This window comes from Oleiphilus sp. HI0132 (assembly GCF_001635845.1).
In genome coordinates this window covers 1-774 of sequence record NZ_LWGJ01001350.1, presented here as the reverse complement: position 1 = coordinate 774, position 774 = coordinate 1, and the positions used below count along the sequence as shown (strand labels likewise).

Annotated in this window: 1 protein-coding gene; it reads left to right on the top strand. The window is 40.8% G+C overall.

Going from position 1 to position 774, the window contains the following annotated elements:
- Positions 1 to 32: 32 nt before the first annotated feature.
- Positions 33 to 746 (top strand): phosphoribosylaminoimidazolesuccinocarboxamide synthase, encoded by a 714-nt coding sequence (gene purC / locus A3766_RS20555; RefSeq protein WP_068507797.1) that lies wholly within the window; start codon positions 33 to 35, stop codon positions 744 to 746.
- The last annotated feature ends 28 nt before the right edge of the window (positions 747 to 774 follow it).

Below are 774 nucleotides of genomic sequence, written 5' to 3'. Positions count from 1 at the left end.
ATCTTAGAGCCACTCTCGGGAGTTTCCTTTTTATGCAAAAGCAGAAAGAACTTTACGCTGGTAAAGCAAAATCAGTTTATACCACAGAAGATCCAAACAAATTTGTTCTTTTGTTTAGAGACGATACCTCTGCTTTTGATGGCGAGAAAATGGAGCAGCTGAATCGAAAGGGCATGGTAAATAATAAGTTTAACGCTTTTATCATGCAGGCTTTAGAAGAGGCTGGTATCGAAACTCATTTTGAAGCCTTGCTATCAGATAACGAGTGCCTGGTAAAAAATCTTGAAATGTTGCCTGTGGAGTGTGTTGTTCGTAACTATGCAGCGGGTAGCATAGTACGTCGCCTAGGTGTTGAAGAAGGAAAAGAATTGACTCCACCTACGTTCGAACTATTCCTAAAAGATGATGCTCTGCATGACCCAATGATTAACGTTTCTCACTGTGTATCCTTTGGTTGGGCCACGAAAGAACAGCTTGTCGAAATGGAAAAGCTTACCTATCAAGTAAACGATGTGCTGTCAGCAATGTTTGACAAGGCGGGTATGCTATTGGTTGATTACAAGCTAGAGTTTGGTTTGTCTGAAGGTAGAATTGTTCTTGGTGATGAATTTAGCCCGGACGGCTGTCGTATTTGGGATAAAGAAACTCGTAAGAAGATGGATAAAGACAGGTTTAGGCAAGGTCTTGGTAGCGTGATCGAAACTTACGAAGAGGTAGGTCAGCGTTTAGGTATTTCATTTGACTAAATTTTGTGACTTCGTTGCAGCTTTTTAA

Coding starts and splice junctions, on each gene's coding strand:
- purC (WP_068507797.1), top strand. CDS start 33: ATGCAAAAGCAGAAAGAACTTTACGCTGGTAAAGCAAAATCAGTTTAT.